The organism is Polaribacter sp. KT 15, from assembly GCF_900143115.1.
Taxonomy (GTDB): Bacteria; Bacteroidota; Bacteroidia; order Flavobacteriales; family Flavobacteriaceae; genus Polaribacter; species Polaribacter marinaquae.
The window spans coordinates 342722-360600 of sequence record NZ_LT670850.1 but is presented as its reverse complement, the minus strand read 5'-3'; the positions used below and the strand labels follow the sequence as shown (position 1 = coordinate 360600).

At 29.1% G+C, this 17879-nt stretch carries 24 protein-coding genes; 10 read left to right on the top strand and 14 right to left on the bottom strand.

Features of this window, described 5'->3' with window-relative positions:
- Positions 1-64 precede the first annotated feature (64 nt).
- From B5464_RS01740 to B5464_RS01720, 6 genes are read right to left on the bottom strand one after another with little or no spacing between them, the layout of a single operon-like run.
- Positions 65-229, bottom strand: a complete 165-nt coding sequence (locus tag B5464_RS01740; RefSeq protein WP_077809713.1) for an Arc family DNA-binding protein — start codon at positions 227-229, stop codon at positions 65-67.
- A gap of 1 nt (position 230) precedes the next feature.
- Positions 231-1154: a carboxylesterase gene (locus B5464_RS01735; protein ID WP_079736940.1), complete on the bottom strand. Its 924-nt coding sequence runs from the start codon at positions 1152-1154 to the stop codon at positions 231-233.
- Positions 1151-1651, bottom strand: a complete 501-nt coding sequence (locus tag B5464_RS14410) for a hypothetical protein (RefSeq protein ID WP_172830844.1) — start codon at positions 1649-1651, stop codon at positions 1151-1153. Before B5464_RS14410 ends, B5464_RS01735 begins: the two co-directional genes overlap by 4 nt.
- A 1-nt stretch (position 1652) precedes the next feature.
- A complete protein-coding gene (locus B5464_RS01725; RefSeq protein WP_077809711.1) occupies positions 1653-1808 on the bottom strand; it encodes a DUF4177 domain-containing protein in 156 nt (51 codons plus the stop codon).
- The gene (locus tag B5464_RS14405; protein ID WP_172830843.1) at positions 1805-1957 is read right to left on the bottom strand and encodes a hypothetical protein; all 153 of its coding nucleotides are present in this window, start codon (positions 1955-1957) and stop codon (positions 1805-1807) included. The genes B5464_RS01725 and B5464_RS14405 overlap by 4 nt, the downstream gene beginning before the upstream one ends.
- A gap of 3 nt (positions 1958-1960) precedes the next feature.
- A complete protein-coding gene (locus B5464_RS01720) occupies positions 1961-2821 on the bottom strand; it encodes an SPFH domain-containing protein (protein ID WP_077809710.1) in 861 nt (286 codons plus the stop codon).
- Positions 2822-2942: 121 nt separating this feature from the next.
- Between B5464_RS01720 and B5464_RS01715 the strand changes: the two genes are divergently transcribed.
- From B5464_RS01715 to B5464_RS01705, 3 genes are all read left to right on the top strand, one after another.
- Complete coding sequence (locus B5464_RS01715; protein ID WP_079736939.1) at positions 2943-3725, top strand: S1/P1 nuclease; 783 nt, start codon at positions 2943-2945, stop codon at positions 3723-3725.
- A 108-nt stretch (positions 3726-3833) separates the two neighbouring features.
- Positions 3834-4358 carry a TlpA disulfide reductase family protein gene (locus tag B5464_RS01710; protein WP_079738952.1) on the top strand — a complete coding sequence of 175 codons (525 nt, stop codon included), beginning with the start codon at positions 3834-3836 and terminating at the stop codon, positions 4356-4358.
- 6 nt (positions 4359-4364) lie between these two features.
- The gene (locus B5464_RS01705) at positions 4365-4973 is read left to right on the top strand and encodes a thioredoxin family protein (protein ID WP_079736938.1); all 609 of its coding nucleotides are present in this window, start codon (positions 4365-4367) and stop codon (positions 4971-4973) included.
- Positions 4974-5015: 42 nt separating this feature from the next.
- Here B5464_RS01705 and B5464_RS01700 read toward each other — a convergent pair whose 3' ends face one another.
- The 7 genes from B5464_RS01700 to B5464_RS01670 all read right to left on the bottom strand — a co-directional run bounded on the left by B5464_RS01700 (position 5016) and on the right by B5464_RS01670 (position 11767).
- Positions 5016-5966 (bottom strand): succinylglutamate desuccinylase/aspartoacylase family protein, encoded by a 951-nt coding sequence (locus B5464_RS01700; protein WP_077809707.1) that lies wholly within the window; start codon positions 5964-5966, stop codon positions 5016-5018.
- Positions 5956-6831 carry a 30S ribosomal protein S6--L-glutamate ligase gene (rimK, locus tag B5464_RS01695; protein ID WP_079736937.1) on the bottom strand — a complete coding sequence of 292 codons (876 nt, stop codon included), beginning with the start codon at positions 6829-6831 and terminating at the stop codon, positions 5956-5958. The genes B5464_RS01700 and rimK overlap by 11 nt, the downstream gene beginning before the upstream one ends.
- Positions 6828-7268 (bottom strand): RimK/LysX family protein, encoded by a 441-nt coding sequence (locus tag B5464_RS01690; RefSeq protein ID WP_079736936.1) that lies wholly within the window; start codon positions 7266-7268, stop codon positions 6828-6830. The genes rimK and B5464_RS01690 overlap by 4 nt, the downstream gene beginning before the upstream one ends.
- Before the next feature lie 59 nt (positions 7269-7327).
- On the bottom strand, positions 7328-8884 hold the full coding sequence (locus tag B5464_RS01685; protein WP_079736935.1) for an NAD(P)/FAD-dependent oxidoreductase: 1557 nt from the start codon (positions 8882-8884) through the stop codon (positions 7328-7330).
- 90 nt (positions 8885-8974) lie between these two features.
- On the bottom strand, positions 8975-9838 hold the full coding sequence (gene prmC, locus B5464_RS01680) for a peptide chain release factor N(5)-glutamine methyltransferase (protein ID WP_079736934.1): 864 nt from the start codon (positions 9836-9838) through the stop codon (positions 8975-8977).
- Positions 9839-9845: 7 nt separating this feature from the next.
- Positions 9846-11270, bottom strand: coding sequence for a cardiolipin synthase (gene cls, locus B5464_RS01675; RefSeq protein WP_231963631.1), 1425 nt, complete (start codon positions 11268-11270; stop codon positions 9846-9848).
- A gap of 2 nt (positions 11271-11272) precedes the next feature.
- Positions 11273-11767 (bottom strand): GNAT family N-acetyltransferase, encoded by a 495-nt coding sequence (locus B5464_RS01670; protein ID WP_079736932.1) that lies wholly within the window; start codon positions 11765-11767, stop codon positions 11273-11275.
- A 52-nt stretch (positions 11768-11819) separates the two neighbouring features.
- On the opposite strand from B5464_RS01670, the gene B5464_RS01665 reads away from it, so the two are divergent.
- The 5 genes from B5464_RS01665 to B5464_RS01645 are packed head-to-tail and all read left to right on the top strand — an operon-like array spanning position 11820 to position 15397.
- Entirely contained in the window at positions 11820-12284 is a 465-nt protein-coding gene (locus tag B5464_RS01665) for a hypothetical protein (protein ID WP_079736931.1), read from the top strand.
- Between the two features lie 3 nt (positions 12285-12287).
- Positions 12288-13325 (top strand): bifunctional diaminohydroxyphosphoribosylaminopyrimidine deaminase/5-amino-6-(5-phosphoribosylamino)uracil reductase RibD, encoded by a 1038-nt coding sequence (ribD, locus tag B5464_RS01660; protein WP_079736930.1) that lies wholly within the window; start codon positions 12288-12290, stop codon positions 13323-13325.
- Positions 13318-13926 carry an HAD-IA family hydrolase gene (locus B5464_RS01655; protein WP_079736929.1) on the top strand — a complete coding sequence of 203 codons (609 nt, stop codon included), beginning with the start codon at positions 13318-13320 and terminating at the stop codon, positions 13924-13926. Before ribD ends, B5464_RS01655 begins: the two co-directional genes overlap by 8 nt.
- A 1-nt stretch (position 13927) precedes the next feature.
- A complete protein-coding gene (locus tag B5464_RS01650) occupies positions 13928-14788 on the top strand; it encodes an EamA family transporter (RefSeq protein WP_079736928.1) in 861 nt (286 codons plus the stop codon).
- Positions 14789-15397 carry a YigZ family protein gene (locus tag B5464_RS01645; protein ID WP_079736927.1) on the top strand — a complete coding sequence of 203 codons (609 nt, stop codon included), beginning with the start codon at positions 14789-14791 and terminating at the stop codon, positions 15395-15397.
- Positions 15398-15400: 3 nt separating this feature from the next.
- Here the strand turns inward: B5464_RS01645 and B5464_RS01640 are convergent, their stop codons facing one another.
- Complete coding sequence (locus B5464_RS01640; protein WP_079736926.1) at positions 15401-15799, bottom strand: thioesterase family protein; 399 nt, start codon at positions 15797-15799, stop codon at positions 15401-15403.
- A gap of 173 nt (positions 15800-15972) precedes the next feature.
- On the opposite strand from B5464_RS01640, the gene dnaA reads away from it, so the two are divergent.
- Both dnaA and B5464_RS01630 read left to right on the top strand, forming a co-directional pair.
- On the top strand, positions 15973-17400 hold the full coding sequence (gene dnaA, locus B5464_RS01635) for a chromosomal replication initiator protein DnaA (RefSeq protein ID WP_077809693.1): 1428 nt from the start codon (positions 15973-15975) through the stop codon (positions 17398-17400).
- Between the two features lie 27 nt (positions 17401-17427).
- Positions 17428-17877 carry a low molecular weight protein-tyrosine-phosphatase gene (locus tag B5464_RS01630; protein ID WP_079736925.1) on the top strand — a complete coding sequence of 150 codons (450 nt, stop codon included), beginning with the start codon at positions 17428-17430 and terminating at the stop codon, positions 17875-17877.
- The last annotated feature ends 2 nt before the right edge of the window (positions 17878-17879 follow it).

Genomic DNA, 17879 nt, shown 5'->3' with positions numbered 1-17879 from the left:
CGCTCAATAAAAATTGAGCGTTTTTTTAACATAAATTAGCATTTTAAGAACCTTATAAATAGATTTAGTCTTCTTTCTTTTTAGGTTCTCTGTTGTTTTCTTTTAAGGCTTGCATTAACATCCATTCTATTTGACCATTTGTAGAACGAAACTCATCTGCAGCCCATTTTTCTATAGCTTTTAGCATATCTTCATTAACTCGCAACGCGAAAGCTTTCTTTTTTGCCATATTATTTGTTTACAAATTGAACAACAGTTTCAATTAATTCTTTTGATATAGGGAAATCACTAGAATAATAAGATTTTAAATTATCTTCTTCTTTTTCTATAGTTTTTAAAACATGATTCATGTTTTTGATAAAAACTAATTTTGCATTTGTATTCGCTTCTTTAAGCTTTTTTGCATCTTCAATTGTAACTTGCGTATCTTTTTCTCCTTGAATAATTAAAGTAGGAATTGTCAGTTTCTTAATTTCTTCTAAAGGATCAATTTGCAACCAAGAATATAAAAAAGGTTGATTTCTTTTTGAAAAAATAGTTACTAAAAACGGATTTATCTTTTCTATTTTTCCTCTAATTCTAAGTGTATCGAATTGTTTTTTTACAATAACACCTAGCATAGGATTATTCTTTTTTATTTGCTGAGTCATTATTTTATCTATTGTTTCTCCTGCGCCAGCAATAGAAATATATTTATCGATATTTTTTGATGCTAAAATTGCAATTAAAGAACCTTGACTATGACCTGCTAAAATAATTTTAGAAAATTGTTTTTCTTTTTTTAAAAGAGAAATTACTGTTTCCACATCAATCACAAAATCTCTAATTTTTGTGTCTTTTAAATATGGATAGTTTTTTTTATTAGCGGTTCTTTTGTCATAACTAAAAAAAGCAATATTCTTTTTATTTACAGAGTCTCTAAATTCTTTAATGTAATTTGCTTTTACTGGTGTACCCGCTTGATTACCATTTCTGTCTACATTACCAGAACCATGCACCCAAATTATTAACGGAGATTTTTCTTTTGTAAACGTTAACGTTCCGGGTAACTCTATTTCTCCGTTTTTAATTACAATTTCTTCGGATTTTATTTGTGCAAAAGCAGTTGTAATTCCGAATAAAATAATAACTATGGATGTAATAATTTTGATCATTCTAAATTTATTTCATAGGTTTTTAAAACCTGAATTACACTTTCTTTTTGTTGAGTTCCTATAAGAAGCTTTTTACCATTTTTAAGCTCTAATTGAATACCAATATCGCCAGAAACATTTATACATTTTCCTTTTTCTTTATTCCAAAATGAACCACCTTTAAGACCCCAACCACCATATTCTCCTATAGGATCATAAGTTCTAACATATGCTTTATTTATTTCTGTCCATTTTATCAATTTTAATTTTAAATGAAACGGAAAAAATTGATAATAAATGCCTTTTTCATCTATTCTGGTTTTAAGTTTAAAAAGAAAAATTAGTAAGGCAGAACCTATTATAGCTAAAATGCTTATAATAAGTTCGTTTGTACTAATAGAAGAGTTGGCTTTATTATAATCTTGTAGTATAAGAGTAATAGGTACAATTAAACTAACAGACATTAATAAAATTAACCAAGTTTGCGTAAAGCGCTGCTCTTCTTTAAAAACTTTCATATTAACGGTTTTTATCTCTTTCGAAAACAATTTTAAGGCTTGGTAAAATTTGGCAAACTTCCCAACCTTCCCTTGCATGTTGATTTAAAAGTTCTTCATATCGTTCGTAAAATTTTCTAAATCCTGTTTTAGGTTGTACTATTTTGTATTCCTTCATTTTTTTACTTTTTTATTTTTATTAGCATCATAAATAATTCCGAATGCAATTCCTAAACTTACACCAATTGCAATGTTATTCATAACAACGCCTATAGCTGTTCCTATTGCAATGCCAATTGCAAGACCTGTTCCTTTTTTATGCTCCATATATTAATGACTTAATGTACCAGCGTTCACAACCGGAGAAGCTTCTTTATCTCCACAAAGTATAACTAGAAGATTACTTACCATTGCGGCTTTACGTTCTTCGTCTAGCTCTACAATTTCTTTTTTATTTAACTCTTCTAATGCCATTTCAACCATTTCTACAGCACCTTGCACAATTTTGTGTCTAGCAGCAACAATAGCTGTTGCTTGTTGTCTTTTTAACATTGCCGATGCAATTTCTTGTGCATAAGCTAAATAACCTATTCTTGCTTCTAAAACCTCAATACCGGCAATAGATAAACGTTCGTCTATTTCTTTCTCAAGTGCTTCCGAAACTTCATTAACGCTAGAGCGTAAAGTAATGTCTTCATCATGGCCTTCATCAGCAAAATTATCATAAGGATACATGCTTGCCAGTTTTCTAACAGCTGCATCTGTTTGTACTCTTACAAAATTTTCGTAGTTATCAACATCAAAAGCTGCTTTATATGTATTTGTAACACGCCAAACTAAAATGGTAGAAATCATTATTGGGTTTCCTAATTTATCGTTTACTTTTAATCTTTCAGAATCGAAATTACTAGCTCTTAAAGAGATTGTTTTTTTTCTAAAAAAAGGATTTGCCCAATACAAACCATTTGCTTTTATAGTTCCAACATATTTTCCGAAAAGCAAAATTACTTTAGATGTGTTTGGGTTTACTAGAATAAAACCAAAGAAACCAATAAAACTTAAAAAGGTAATAATTAAATAGATTGGTGTTTTATGATAAAAAGCCATTACAATACTACCTATAAATAGCGTAAAAACTATAAAAAGCATTAAATAGCCATTGGCAAGTTTTATTATTTTTTCTGATTTCATGATGTTTGTTTTAGATTGATATTAAATTGATATCACTAATATATCAATTATTTTGTAGTTACCAAAATTAATTTGAATTATATTTTTTATAACTTCGCAAAAAATATATAAAATTTTAAAAATGAAACTTAAATTATTTTTATTGATTTCTTTCTTCTTTATGTCTAAACCAGCAGCAGAAGACACTCTGTTTTGGGGGCAAAATGGTCATAGAGCAACAGGTAAAATTGCAGAAGGCCATCTTACTAAAAGAGCAAAAAGAAAAATAGATAAATTATTACAAGGGCAAAGTTTAGCTTTTGTATCTACTTATGCAGATGAAATTAAAGCAGATAGAGCTTTTCGTAAATATTCTTCTTGGCATTATGTAAATATGGGGCTTAATGAAAGTTATGCTGATGCTGCAAAAAATCCTAACGGAGATATTGTAACCGGAATTAATAAATGTATATCAGTTTTAAAAGATGATAATAGTTTAGATGCAGACAAAGCTTTTCATTTAAAAATGCTTGTGCATTTTATAGGAGACTTACACCAACCAATGCATATTGGGCAAAGAGAAGATAAAGGTGGTAACACCATACAAGTGCAGTGGTTTGGTAAAGGAACAAACTTACATTCGGTTTGGGATACTAAAATGATAGAAAACTGGAATATGAGTTATTTAGAATTGGCAGATAATGCAAGAGATTTATCTAAAAAACAAATTGCAGCAATAAAAGAAGGTACAATTGTAGATTGGGTTAATGAAGTACATCAATTAACTAAAAAAGTTTACGGTTCTGTAAAAAAAGGAGAGAACTTACGTTACAGATATTCTTACGATCATTTTAGTATTGTAAGAGATCAATTACAAATAGGAGGAATACGATTAGCTAAAATTTTAAATGATATTTTTAGTTAATTTTATTGCTAACAAATATTAAGCCTCATTTAAATTAATGAGGCTTTTTTTATGTTAAGAATTTAATAAATGATAAAAAATAATTCTAAAAAAGCGTATTTTTATAAAATGAAAACAAAATTATTAATTGGTTGTTTGCTTTTGGCTTTTATTGTTTCGTGTAAAAAAGAGACAGCGAATTCCGAAGTTAAAAAAACAGAAGAAATTTCTAACATTTCTATAAAGTCTTATTCTTATGATGAGTTAAAACCTTTACTAGAAAAGAAAGACGATAAAATTTATGTTGTAAATTTTTGGGCTACTTGGTGTGCACCGTGTGTAAAAGAATTGCCTTATTTCGAAAAAATTAATAAGGAATATGCTTCTAAAAATGTAGAGGTTTTATTGGTGAGTTTAGATTTTCCGAGGCAAGTAGAAAAAAAATTAATTCCTTTTATTAAGAAAAGAAATTTACAATCTAAAGTAGTTTTATTAGATGATGTAAACGAAGATGTATGGATTAAAGATATAGATTCTACATGGTCTGGTGCAATACCAATTACCATCATTTATAATAAAGACAAAAGAAAGTTTTACGAGCAATCTTTTACCTACGAGTCTTTAGAAAGCGAATTAAATAAATTTATAAACTAGATAATTATGAAAATTTTAAAAACAACTTTAGTATTAGTAATGGTTGCTTTTTTATCAGCTTTTACTTTAAAAGTAGATAAAGAAAGTTATAAAATAGGAGATAAGATTGAAGACTTCACTTTAAAAAATATAGATAATAAAATGGTCTCGTTATCAGATTATAAAAACGCCAAGGGTTTTGTAATCATTTTTACCTGTAATACTTGTCCGTATTCGGTAGCAAATGAAGATCGAATTATTGCTTTGGATAAAAAGTATAAAGAAAAAGGATTTCCGGTAATTGCAATAAATCCTAATGATCCTGTTGCTGTGCCAGATGATAGTTTTGCTAAAATGAAAGATAGAGCTAACGAAAAAGGATTTACTTTTCCTTATTTATTGGATGTCGGTCAGAAAGTATATCCAAAATTCGGAGCAACAAAAACACCACATGTATACATTGTTACTAAAAATGATATGAAGGTAAAATATATTGGTGCAATAGATAATAGTTCTAGAAATCCAGATAAGGTTACAGAAAAATATGTAGAAAATGCGCTGGATGCTTTATTAAAAGGTGCTGAGATTCAAAAGAAAGAAACAAGAGCGATTGGTTGTACAATCAAAGTTCAATAAATAAAATAAAAAATCCCAAACAATTTAGTTTGGGATTTTTTATTATTCTTCGATGCTAACATGAAATAAAGCATCTCCTTTATTTACAATTGGTGTTTTGTTAGTACAAAAAACGTGACCATTAAATGGTGCATATACTTTCTTTTTAAATTCGCCAAAAGGATCTTGTATAACTCCTAAAACGTCTTTTTTCTTTACATAGCTACCGTTAGCAACTCTAACTTTAAACATTCCAGAATGCGAAGCTCTAAGCCATTTTGCTTTTTTAACATAAATAGGAGTTTCTCTAACTGTTATTTCTCCTTCAATTAAGCCTAGATGAATTAAAACATTTTTTGTTCCATTTACACCTTCGTTAATGATTGTAGGGTTTAATTCTTTTGATTTTCCACCTTCAAACAACAAAACAGTTTTTCCCATTTTATGAAGAGTTTCTCTAAGCGATTTAATTATGTTGTTAGAATAAACTATAATTGGCGGATTAAAAACTTTAGCAAGTTCTAAACCTTTATCATCATCTTTATTACATCTTATTTGTGCAATATTATCTCTTTCTCCGCCGCCAGTATGAAAATCGATTACATAATCTATAAACGGAGCAATTTCTTTTGTAAACTGATATGCAAATTGACTTGCTAAAGAACCATTTGCTGTTCCTGGAAACATTCTGTTTAAATCTCTACCATCAGGAAACTCTCTGGTTTGAATTAAGTAACCAAAAATATTAAAAACAGGAATACAGATTATGGTTCCGTTTTTAGGTTTATTAATTCCTAAACTAATAATTTCTCTAATAATTCCTACACCGTTTGTTTCGTCGCCATGAATTCCGGCTAACAGTAAAACTACCGGTCCCGGGTTATGAGACCTTTCAATAATAACAGGAACCTTTACTGTAGTACGTGTATGTAATTTTGCAACTTCTAAATCTAGAACTGTGCGTTTTCCTTTAGGAATTTCTTTTCCTAATAGTACAAAAGGTTTATTCGACATGTATTTCTAAATAACGTATAATTTCTTTGGCAATATTTTTACCAGTAGCAATTTCTATTCCTTCTAATCCCGGAGAAGAGTTTACTTCTAAAACTAAAGGTCCTTTAGAAGATTGTAACATATCTACACCAGCAACTCCTAAACCTAAAGCTTTGGTTGCTTTTAGTGCAGTTTTTTCTTCTTCGTCTGTCAATTCTATAACAGTTGCGTTACCACCTCTGTGTAAATTAGATCTAAATTCACCTTCTTTTCCTTGACGTTTCATAGCGCCAATAACTTTACCATCTACAACAAAAGCTCTAATATCTGCGCCGCCAGCTTCTTTAATAAATTGTTGTGCAATAACTCTTGCGCCCAAACCATTAAAAGCTTCTAATACAGATGTAGCAGCATTTTTTGTTTCCGCTAAAACAACACCTAAACCTTGTGTACCTTCTAACAATTTTAAAACCAATGGCGCACCACCAACAGATTCTACCACGTGTTCTACATCTTTTGTGTAATTTGTAAAAACAGTTTTTGGTAAACCAACACCAGCTCTAGCTAAAATTTGTAAACTGCTTAATTTATCTCTAGATCTAGTAAGTGCTTGAGAAGAAACAGATGTAAATACCTTCATCATTTCAAATTGACGAATTACTGCTGTACCATAAAATGTAACCGATGCACCAATTCTAGGAATAATGGCATCAATGTTAGTTATGTATTCTCCTTTATAATGAATTTTAGGAGATTTCTTTTCTATCTCGATATTGCATTTTAAATGATCTACCACCTGAACTTCATGACCTCTTTTTTCTGCTGATTCAACCAATCTTCTAGTAGAGTATAATTTCGGATTTCTAGATAAAATTACAATTTTCATTTATTTATATTTTTTAATTTGTGTGATAAGTCTTTTTTTATGGTGTCTATCACAAACTTTTTATTTAAAAATTTTCTTCCAAGTAATATAGGAAATTTCATGTCTTTTCTTTCACTTAAAGTCAAATAAATAGGAAATTTCTTCTGAAACATAATTATTTCTGTATGTATCATAAATCTAGTTTCAGAAATTCCATTAGAACTCTTAACAATTTTAGAAGCATAGTTTTTAAAAGTAAACTCTTTATTATTGTAAAGATCGTGTTCTGGATCTAATAATTTAAACCGAATATAAGTTGAATCATCAACAGTTATTTCTTTAATATTAGAACAGTGTATAGAAGAGGTATAAGCACCAGAATCTATTTTAACATCTATATCTGTTAAAGATAATTCTGGAAAATCAGCTTTGTCAATTCTTCCAATTGTAATTTTCATCCGATTGTTTTAAGTACTGTAAAATTAACAATACTAATTCATTTTAAACAAGAAAATTATTACAATTTTGCAATTGCAGCTTCTGCACATCTTTCACCGTCCATGGCAGCAGAAATTATTCCACCGGCATAACCACCACCTTCACCACAAGGAAATAATCCTTCTATTTCTGTATGTTCTAAATTTTCTTTTCTAGGAATATTTACAGGAGATGAGGTTCTAGATTCTACACCAATAATATTTGCTTCATTGGTATGATAACCATGCATTTTTTGTCCGAAAGCAGCAAAACCTTTTCGTAATCTACTTCCAATAATTTTAGGTAATAAAGAGTGTAAAGGTGCAGATTTTAAACCTGGTTGATAACTACAATCATTTAAATCTGTAGATAATTTTCCATCTATAAAATCTCCTAATCTTTGTGCAGGTGCAGTTTGACTTCTTCCGCCAGCGTAAAAAGCAATTTTTTCTAAATCTTTCTGAAATTCTAAACCTTTTAAAGCACCAAATTTCTCATATTTTTTAAAATCTCTATCAATATCTAATTCTACAACAATACCAGAATTAGCAAATTTGTTATTTCTTTTACTTGGCGACATTCCGTTGACAACAACTTCTCCGTTTGCAGTTGCTGCAGGAACTATAAATCCGCCAGGGCACATGCAAAAAGAATATACTCCGCGATTATTAACTTGGTGAACTAAACTGTAGGCAGCTGCAGGTAAAAGCTCGTCTCTTTCACCAGAACAGTGGTATTGAATCTGATCTATAATTTCTTGCGGATGTTCTACACGAACTCCCATTGCAAAAGACTTTGCTTTTAAAGCAATTTCTTTTTTATGTAATAATTCGTAAACATCTCTAGCAGAATGACCAGTTGCTAATATTACAGAATTTACAGACATTTCTTGTCCGTTTTGTAATTGAATCGCTTGTAACTTATTGTTCTTTACAATAAAATCTGTTACTCTAGTTTCAAAATGAACTTCGCCACCAAATTTTAAAATGTTCTCGCGAATATTTTGAATTATTTTAGGTAATTTATTGGTTCCAATATGCGGATGTGCATCAATTAAAATTTGTTCTGTAGCGCCATGAAATACTAAGTTTTCGAAAATCCTTCTAACATCGCCACGTTTTAAACTTCTTGTGTATAATTTTCCATCAGAATATGTACCAGCGCCACCTTCACCAAAACAATAATTAGAATCTTCGTTTACAAAATGATCTTGGTTAATTGCTTTTAAATCGCGTCTTCTTTTTTGTACATCTTTACCTCTTTCTAAAACAATTGGTTTGTAACCTAACTCGATGCATCTTAAAGCAGCATACATACCAGCAGGTCCAAAACCTACAATATGTACTTCTTTTGCGTTAGAAACATCTTTGTATTTAAAAATATAATCAGATTTTTCTGGAACCGGTTCATTTAAATATACAGCAACTTTATAATTAAAAATTATATCTTTTTTACGTGCGTCTATCGATTTACGCAAAACTTTTACCGCATTAATTTCTTTTTTATCAACTTCTAACTTTTTAGAAGCTTTGTATAAAAGTATATTTTCTTTGCGTTCTTCTATTAAATTTACACGAAGCTGAATTTCTTTAACCATTTTGCAAAAGTAATTAAATTAGGTGTGATTATACTGATGAAAATAACACAGTTTTTAAAACCGATATTAGAAGTTTAATTAAATAACTAATTAGTTAAAGTTGCATTTAATCATTCTATCGTTACCAAAGTAATCTTTTTTTAGAATGATGTTTGTAAAGCCTTTTTCTTTTAGCATTAAAACAGTTTCTTTGCCTAAATATTGATTGATTTCAAAAAATAAAATTCCGTTTTTTAACAAATGATTTATAGCTAAATCTGCGATTTTCTTATAAAATAATAACGGATTATCATCTTCTACAAAAAGTGCAAGATGTGGTTCGTTGTTTAAAACATTTTGTTTTATTTCTGCTTTTTCTAGCTCTCGAACATATGGCGGATTAGAAACAATAATATCAAATCTTTGTGGCAAGCTATTAGTTTCTAAAATATTCTGTTCTATAAAACTGATTTCTACATTGTTTAGAACTGCATTTTTTTTAGCCACTTTTAAGGCTTTATTAGAAACATCAATGGCAAAAATATTTGAGTTTTTTTGCTCCTTAGCCAAAGATATAGGAATACAACCAGAACCAGTACCAATGTCTATTATTGATACTTCTTCGTTTGATGTTTCTTCTGTTTTGTTTATTTCTTCTAAAATCCAACTAACTAATTCTTCTGTTTCTGGTCTCGGAATTAATGTGTTTTTATCAACTAAAAAAGGATATCCATAAAACTCTGTATTTCCAATAATGTATTGAATAGGTTCTTGTTTTTGAAGTCTTGTGATAATGTTTTTTAATTCGATTTCAATAGAATCTTCAATTAAATAATTTGGGTTAAGTACAGTATCAATCCTTTTTAAATTTAGTTTTTCTTCTATCAAAATGAAAAAAAACGAGTCAATTTCTGTTTGTGGATATGTTTTAGAAAGAGCTTCTGTAAATAAATTTTTAAATTCTTTTAATGTCATAAGATAATTATAATAAAGGACTAAAAAACCTGCACAAACGCTCTAAAGTTTTCTGTTTGTTAGATCTATTTAAAAACTCTTCTAAGTTAATTTTGGTAGCTTTACTTTTTCTTTTGTCAAACTCTTCTCTAATTTCAGAAGTGGCTTTTTTATCAAAAATAATGGCATTTAATTCGTAGTTGTGTTCAAAACTTCTACAATCAAAATTTGTCGAACCTATCGATGCAATTTCATCATCAATAAAAATTACTTTAGAATGAGCAAAATCGTCTCTAACATAAATTTCTACACCTGCTTTTAATAGGTCTTCAAAATATGAATACATACTGTAAGTTGCTACTCTAGAATCTCCTTTTTTTGGCAAAACAAGCATTACTTTAATACCGCTTAAAGCCGCAATTTTAAAAGCTTCTAAAATAGAAAAAGTAGGTATAAAATAAGGATTCATCACACAAATACTTTCTTCTGCTAAGTTTATAAAACTAAGGTATTGTTGCATTACAACAGATTGATCATAATCTGGCCCACTAGAAACAATATGAATTTTAGAGTTTGCGTTGGTTTTGTGTTTCTTGGTATATTTTTCGTTTTTACTTAAATCTTTTTCTGTTGCATAATAGTAATCTCTTAAAAAAGTTTTGTGTAAATTGTTTACTGCATCACCTTCTAATTTTATGTGTGCATCTTGCCAAATACCTAAAAAATCGTCATCATTAATATACTCATCAGTAATATTAACACCACCGGTAAATCCTATTTTATTATCAATTACACAGATTTTTCTATGATTTCTAAAATTTAAAGTGAAAATAAAATTACCATATCTTAAAGGCATTTCCGGATGAATTTCTACGCCAATATCTTTCAGCTCTTTTTTAATTTTACTTTTTAAATCGAAACTTCCAATAGCGTCGTATAAAATTTTTACTTCAACGTTTTCTTTTCTCTTTTCTTTTAAAAGTTCTATTAATTCTGATAAAATCTTACCTTCTTCAATAATATAGTATTGCAGGTGAATAAATTCTTTGGCGTTTTTAATCGCTTCGAAAATAGATTCGAACGTTTCTTTACCGTTTTTTAAAATGGTTAAATTGTTATTAACATCTAAAGGAATCCCAGTATTGTTATAAATTAAATTAGATATTTTCTTTGATTTATTATCCTTAAGTTCTTCTGTGTTTTTATTCTCTTTATTGTCAAAAGTACTTTTAATGTAGTTTTTTCTTTTTTTAGTTTCTTTTAGTTCAAAAAATTTGATTTTTCTTCTATTAATACCAAATAATAAAAACGCAAAAACGCCTAAAAAAGGAAAGAAAAAACAAATAAGAATCCAGCTTAAAGACTTTGAAGGTTTTACGCCAAAATATAAGATATTGTAAAAAGCCCAACTAAAAAGTAGAATATGAACGCCAGAAAGTATGTAGTAAATCAAAATTAGTTAATTTTTTTAAGCATCCAAACATTACAAGAATAATGGCCGGTGTTACCCATTGGTTTGTCTAAATTTACAAAACCATTTTTTGCGTACAGTTTTCTGGCAGCTTCCATGTATGGCATCGTTTCTAAATAACAATTATCAAAACCAAATTCTTTTGCTTTTTCTAAGCATTTGGTAATTAATTTGGTTCCAATTCCTTTACCTCTAACAATTGGTAAGAAGTACATTTTTTGCAGTTCGCAAATGTTATCGTCACAATTATCTAGTTTAGCAATTCCAGCGCCACCAACTACAATATTGTTATGTTCTACCACAAAGTATGCAACTTTTTCTTTTTGATAATTTTCGAACATGCTATCAGTAGCTTTATCTTCGTAAGCAGTTCCAATTTTTGGCGCGCCCATTTCTAGAATTACACTTCTAATTACTTCAGAAAGTTGTTTATTGTCTTTAGGTTGAATTTCTCTTATTATAAAATCTGCACTTGTCATTTAATACTGTATTTTTGCAAGAGCAAGTTACCTAAAAAAATAATCTTATTTGATGAAAAACATACTATATTTTTCGCTACTATTTTTGTTGATATTTGGCTGTTCTGTTCAAAAAGAACCCGTTTTTGTTAAGGTTGATAATGTAAAAGTAGTCAGTTTTGCTGCAGATACCATAAAGTTAAAAGCAATTGCTTTTTTTGAAAACCCAAATGAGGTTGGTGGAAAAATTTCTACTGATGATTTGGCTGTTTTTGTAAACGATACAGAAGTTGCTCAAATATTTTCTGAAGATTTTAAAGTGCCTGCAAGAGATAATTTTTCGATACCATTAATTGCACATATTCCTACCAAAAACTTTTTAAATTCTAATAAAAACGGAATGTTAGAGGGTTTGATTAATTCGTTTATATCAAAAAAAATAAGTGTAAGAATTAAAGGAAATTTAGAATATGTAGTTTTCGGTTTCAAAAGAGATTTTTTGGTTGACAAAACAGAAGAAATTAAAATTAAATTTTAGGTTATTAACAAAGAAATTTACATAAAGCGTTGCTTACAAATTGCAGAAAACGGAGTGGGAACAACAAGACCAAATCCTTCTGTAGGTGCAGTAATTGTTTACAATAATAAAATTATTGCAGAAGGTTTTACTTCTCCGTTTGGCGGTAATCATGCAGAAGTAAATGCAATTAATGCGGTAAAAGATAAATCGGTTTTAAAAGATGCTACAATCTATGTAACATTAGAACCTTGTAGTCATTTTGGTAAAACACCACCGTGCGCAGATTTAATAGTAAAACATCAATTTAAACAAGTTGTTATTGGTTGTTTAGATTCTAATACGTTGGTTGCAGGTAAAGGTGTTAAGCGTTTAAAAGATGCAAATATTAATGTGGTTGTTCGTGTTTTAGAAAATGAGTGTAGAGCGCAACACAAACGATTTTTAAGTGTTCAAGAAAATTTAAGACCATATATAATTTTAAAATGGGCAGAAACCAAAGATGGTTTTATTGCGCCAGAAACTAAAAAAGAAAAAAAGCCTGTTTTTATTTCTAACTCGTATTCACAACAATTAGTACATAAATTAAGAAGCAAAGAACACGCAATTTTAGTTGGTACAAACACAGCTTTGGTAGATAATCCGAAGTTAAATTTAAGAACTTGGTCTGGTTTAAACCCTGTAAGAGTAGTTTTAGACAGAACTCTTAAAATAGAGCAAAGTGCTAATCTTTTTGATAAAACTATCAAAACAATTGTCTTAACAGAAAAAAATACAGAAAAACTTAATTCTGAAAATTTAGTATTCGAAAAAATTAATTTCGACGATAATTTAGCAGCTACTATTATTAATGTATTGGCTAAGCATAAAATACAATCTTTAATAGTAGAAGGTGGTACGCAAACCTTACAAACATTTATTAACCAAAATTTATGGGATGAAGCGTTAGTTTTTGTTGGTAATTCTTCTTTTAAAAAGGGTGTTGTTGCACCAAAGATTGCTAAAAATTACAAAGAGCATTTTATTAAAGATGATGTTTTAAAAATTTATAAAAATGATTAAAAATATAATTTTCGACTTTGGTGACATTTTTATCAACCTTGATAAAGAAGGAACTTATAAAGCGATGGCAAAACTAGGTGTTACAGAAATTTCTAACGAAATGGTAGAAATTTATCATCAGTATGAAAAAGGTTTCATTTCTTCGGATGAATTTATAGACTTTTACAAGCAGAAGTTTCCTGCTATTGATAGAAAAGATTTGGTGGATGCGTGGAATGCAGTTCTACTAGATTTTCCTGAAAGAAGACTAAAGTTTTTAAAAGAATTGAGTAATTCTAAAAAATACAACCTTTTCTTATTAAGTAATACCAATGATTTGCATATTTCTTGGATTCAAGAAAACTGGGGAATGGATTTGTACTCAGAATTTAAAAATTGCTTTTCTAAATTTTATTTGTCTCATGAAATTAATTTTAGAAAACCAGATTTAGATATTTATCAATTTGTGCTTACAGAAAACAATTTGGTCGCTAAAGAAACGCTATTTGTAGATGATTTAAAAGTAAATACAGATGCCGCTAAAACTTTGGGTATTAATGTTTGGAATTTAATTCCGGGAGAAGAAGATGTAGTAGAATTGTTCACTAAAAAACATATTTAATTTGATTTTTTTACTGTTAAGTATCCTGTTTTCTACAGGATTGTTTGTGATTTTTAAATATTTTGGTATTTATAAAGTAGATGTTTTAAAAGCCATATTTGTAAATTATATTGTTGCATTTTCAATGGGTTTTTTACTTGCAGAAAGGCAAATACCTATTTCAGAAATTTATTTGCAACCTTGGTTTCCTGGTGCTTTGGTTTTGGGGGCTTTGTTTATTTCTATCTTTTTTGTGATGGCCATGACAGCTCAGAAAAACGGAGTTTCGGTAACTTCTATCGCAGGTAAAATGTCTGTGGTTGTTCCGGTTTTATTTGGTATATTTTTATACAACGAATCTGTAACTATTTTAAAAGTTCTAGGAATCGTGATAGCATTAATTGCGGTCTATTTATCGTCTGTTAAAGAAGAAAAAACGCAAAATTCTGGTACTTTACTATTCCCAATTTTATTATTTATTGGTTCTGGTGCTATCGATACTTTAATAAAATACGTACAAGTAAATCATGTCGCAGATCAAGACGTTTCTATATTTTCTGGAAGTTTATTTGGTATTGCAGCGATATTTGGTGGTCTAATTTTAACAATTAAAGCAGTTAGAAAAAGAAGTTCTTTTGGACTTAAAAATATTGTTGCAGGTGTTGTTTTAGGAGTTCCAAATTATTTTTCTATTGTATTTTTAATAAAAGCTTTGCAAAATGAAAACTTTGAAAGTTCTACGTTGTTTACAGTGAATAATGTAGCTATTGTAATTGTATCTACACTAGTTGGCTTATTACTTTTTAAGGAGAAATTTAGTTTAAAGAATAAGATTGGTGTGGTCTTAGCAATTCTAGGTATTGTTTTAGTAACCATTGCATAAATGAAAGAAGACGTATATAAAACAATAGAAAAACCATCAGTAGAAACTCTTTTTAAAGAAAAAGGGAGTAAATTTTTTGGATACACATTTCCTGTTATTTCAGAAGATGATGTAAAGGAAAGATTAGAAGAGCTTCGAAAAAAACATCATACGGCGCGTCATTTTTGTTATGCTTACCAATTAGGAATTGAGAAAATTAAATTTAGAGCAAATGATGATGGTGAACCAAATAATTCGGCAGGAATGCCAATTTATGGTCAAATTCAGTCTTTTGAAGTTACCAACATTTTGGTAGTTTCTGTTCGTTATTTTGGCGGAACAAAATTAGGCGTAGGTGGTTTAATTTCTGCTTATAAAACATCAGCACAAATGGCGCTTGAGGCTTCTGATATTTTAGAAAAAACCATTAATATTTTCTATAAACTTACTTTTAATTACGATTTAATGAATGCTGTTCAAAGAGTGGTTAAAGAAAAAAATATAGAAATTGTACATCAAAAATTAGAAATGAATTGCGAATACACCATTTCTGTTCGTAAAAATGATTCAGAAATGATTTTTACTATTTTTGATAACCTGTACAAAGTTGAAATTAAAGAACTAGAGTAATATCTAAAATCCTAAGCTTTCTAATAAGTATTTTGGACATCGTGTAGGCTTCATGTTAGCAGCATTTATAAAAGCTAACACAGTGTTTCCTGTACAAATTAATTCATCATTTTGATTTTTAATTTCATAATCAAATTCTATTTTAACCAAAGGTTCTTTTTTTAAAAAAGTGTGTATTGTTAAAACATCATCATAAAGAGCAGATTTAATAAAATTACAGCTTAAAGAAATAACAGGTAGTATAATTCCGTTAGTTTCCATATCTTTGTAAGTAACGCCTAAAGAGCGTAGCCATTCTGTTCTACCTAGTTCAAAAAATTGCGCATAATTACCGTGATATACTACACCCATTTGGTCTGTTTCAGAATATCTAATTCTTGTTTTCGTTGATGATTTTTTCAATTGTTATAGATAGAATTTATTTTAGCATTTTACGTAAAAAAAAGTTAATAATCAATAGCAAATTGATTTTTTTATACTGAATTTTATTCACACTTTTGTACAACCTAAGAAAGCAGGCAAGTTCTCTTTTTTCGCCCAAAAAATAATAATCAAAATAGTATCAAAATTAATAAATGACTTTAACTGCTGACTCAGTTTGGAATGAATGCTTGTCTTTTATAAAGGACAATATCAAACCTCAAGCATACAAAACATGGTTTGAACCTATTAAGCCCGTAAAACTTTCAGGAGAAGCTTTAACTATACAAGTACCAAGTAAGTTTTTCTATGAATGGTTAGAAGAACACTATATAAAACTTTTAAGAGTAGCATTGGTAAGACAATTAGGTAGTGATGCCAAATTGATTTACGATGTAAAAATGGAAAACAATTACAGTAGTAATAGACCGCAAATTGTTAAAATTCCTAGTTCTAATAGAGATCCTTTAAAGCCACAAAAAGTAGCTGTGCCTTTAGAATCTAACAAAAGAGAATTAAGAAACCCGTTTGTGATACCTGGTTTACAGAAAGTTAAAGTAGAGTCACAATTAAATCCTAATTATAATTTTTTAAATTTTGTAGAAGGAGATTCTAACAGGTTGGCAAGATCTGCTGGTATGGCAGTTGCAAACAAACCTGGTGGTACTTCTTTTAATCCTTTATTAATTTACGGTGGAGTAGGTTTGGGTAAAACACACTTAGCACATGCAATTGGTGTTGATATTAAAGATAAATATCCAGACAAAACAGTGTTGTATATTTCTTCGGAAAAATTTACACAACAATTTATAGACTCTGTAAAATCGAATACAAGAAATGATTTTATTCATTTCTATCAAATGATCGATGTTTTAATTATTGATGATGTACAATTCTTATCTGGTAAAGCAGGTACACAAGATGTATTTTTCCATATATTTAATCATTTACATCAAAATGGTAAGCAAGTTATTTTAACGTCAGACAAAGCGCCTGTAGATATGCAAGACATAGAGCAGCGATTGTTATCTCGATTTAAATGGGGATTATCTGCAGAATTACAAGCACCAGATTACGAAACTAGAATTTCTATTTTAGACAATAAATTGTTTAGAGATGGTGTAGAAATGCCAGAAGAAATTGTAGAATATATTGCAAAAAATATCAAATCTAATGTTAGAGAATTAGAAGGTGTAATTATTTCTATGATTGCGCAAGCTTCTTTTAACAGAAAAGAATTCTCTTTAGAATTAGCAAAACAAATTGTAGATAAATTTGTTAAAAATACTAAGAAAGAAGTTTCTATAGATTACATACAGAAAGAAGTTTCTAAGTATTTTGATATGGATGTAGCTACATTGCAATCTAAAACGAGAAAGCGTCATATTGTTCAAGCACGTCAATTGGCAATGTATTTTGCTAAAAGATTAACAAAAACGTCATTGGCAAGTATTGGTAATCAAATAGGACAGCGAGATCACGCAACAGTTTTACATGCGTGTAAAACCGTAGATAATTTAACTGAAACTGATAAGCAGTTTAAAAAATATGTAGAAGATTTAACTAAAAAGTTAACTTTCTAGTTTTTTAATAAAAGACAATTTAATTTGATGAAAAAAGTACTAATGGTTTGCTTAGGAAATATTTGTAGATCTCCTTTAGCCGAAGGTATTTTAAAATCGAAAGTAGATTCTAAACAAGTTTTTGTAGATTCTGCGGGTACAGCAGCTTATCATGTAGGTAATTTGCCAGATGATCGTTCTATTGCTGTGGCTAAAAAGTACAACATCGATATTACTAATCAATCTGCAAGAAAATTTACAGTTTCAGATTTTGATTCTTTTGATATTATTTATGCAATGGATAGCAGTAACTTAAATAATATACTTGCATTAAGTAGAGGTGATGCTGATGCACAAAAAGTAAGATTAATTTTAAATGAATCTGAACCTTCAAAGAATCTTTCAGTTCCTGATCCGTATTATGGTGGAAAATCTGGTTTCGAAGACGTTTTTAATATGCTAGATAAAGCATGTTCTGTTATTGCTAAGTCTTTATAATA

Coding starts and splice junctions, on each gene's coding strand:
- B5464_RS14405 (WP_172830843.1), bottom strand. CDS start 1,957: ATGGAGCATAAAAAAGGAACAGGTCTTGCAATTGGCATTGCAATAGGA.
- B5464_RS01690 (WP_079736936.1), bottom strand. CDS start 7,268: ATGAAAATTACAATTGGAAGAATTGACAAAGCTGATTTTCCAGAATTA.
- B5464_RS01705 (WP_079736938.1), top strand. CDS start 4,365: ATGAAAATTTTAAAAACAACTTTAGTATTAGTAATGGTTGCTTTTTTA.
- rimK (WP_079736937.1), bottom strand. CDS start 6,831: ATGAAAATTGTAATTTTATCTAGAAATCCGAAATTATACTCTACTAGA.
- B5464_RS01720 (WP_077809710.1), bottom strand. CDS start 2,821: ATGAAATCAGAAAAAATAATAAAACTTGCCAATGGCTATTTAATGCTT.
- prmC (WP_079736934.1), bottom strand. CDS start 9,838: ATGACATTAAAAGAATTTAAAAATTTATTTACAGAAGCTCTTTCTAAA.
- B5464_RS14410 (WP_172830844.1), bottom strand. CDS start 1,651: ATGAAAGTTTTTAAAGAAGAGCAGCGCTTTACGCAAACTTGGTTAATT.
- B5464_RS01725 (WP_077809711.1), bottom strand. CDS start 1,808: ATGAAGGAATACAAAATAGTACAACCTAAAACAGGATTTAGAAAATTT.
- B5464_RS01665 (WP_079736931.1), top strand. CDS start 11,820: ATGAAAAACATACTATATTTTTCGCTACTATTTTTGTTGATATTTGGC.
- B5464_RS01630 (WP_079736925.1), top strand. CDS start 17,428: ATGAAAAAAGTACTAATGGTTTGCTTAGGAAATATTTGTAGATCTCCT.
- B5464_RS01670 (WP_079736932.1), bottom strand. CDS start 11,767: ATGACAAGTGCAGATTTTATAATAAGAGAAATTCAACCTAAAGACAAT.
- B5464_RS01685 (WP_079736935.1), bottom strand. CDS start 8,884: ATGGTTAAAGAAATTCAGCTTCGTGTAAATTTAATAGAAGAACGCAAA.
- B5464_RS01710 (WP_079738952.1), top strand. CDS start 3,834: ATGAAAACAAAATTATTAATTGGTTGTTTGCTTTTGGCTTTTATTGTT.
- dnaA (WP_077809693.1), top strand. CDS start 15,973: ATGACTTTAACTGCTGACTCAGTTTGGAATGAATGCTTGTCTTTTATA.
- B5464_RS01645 (WP_079736927.1), top strand. CDS start 14,789: ATGAAAGAAGACGTATATAAAACAATAGAAAAACCATCAGTAGAAACT.
- B5464_RS01655 (WP_079736929.1), top strand. CDS start 13,318: ATGATTAAAAATATAATTTTCGACTTTGGTGACATTTTTATCAACCTT.
- B5464_RS01735 (WP_079736940.1), bottom strand. CDS start 1,154: ATGATCAAAATTATTACATCCATAGTTATTATTTTATTCGGAATTACA.
- B5464_RS01740 (WP_077809713.1), bottom strand. CDS start 229: ATGGCAAAAAAGAAAGCTTTCGCGTTGCGAGTTAATGAAGATATGCTA.
- B5464_RS01700 (WP_077809707.1), bottom strand. CDS start 5,966: ATGTCGAATAAACCTTTTGTACTATTAGGAAAAGAAATTCCTAAAGGA.
- B5464_RS01715 (WP_079736939.1), top strand. CDS start 2,943: ATGAAACTTAAATTATTTTTATTGATTTCTTTCTTCTTTATGTCTAAA.